Annotated in this window: 1 pseudogene; it reads left to right on the forward strand. The window is 67.9% G+C overall.

Features of this window, described 5'->3' with window-relative positions:
* A pseudogene (locus RMT89_RS44410) lies at nt 1-252 on the forward strand (hypothetical protein); the annotation flags it as partial.

The following is a 252-nucleotide window of genomic DNA, read 5'->3' on the forward strand; positions in this document are numbered from 1 at the left end:
GACGAATTGAAGATTATCAAGCCCTTGCCGCCGAGCTTGCCGGGGTCGCGGGGGTGACGCGGGCGGCGCCTCTGGTGCGGGGGCAGGTGAGGGTTTCGGCCGGCGACCGCTCGAACGTGGCCGAGGTCTATGGGCTGAGCCTGCCCGATCTTGAGGCGATCCCGCGTATCGCGGACCCGGCCACCGGTGTTGGGAAGCTGGAAGATTTCGACCGGGGGATCGCGGTTGGCTCGGGCATTGCGCGTGAGTTGG

The organism is Streptomyces sp. P17, from assembly GCF_032436805.1.
Taxonomy (GTDB): domain Bacteria; phylum Actinomycetota; class Actinomycetes; order Streptomycetales; family Streptomycetaceae; genus Streptomyces.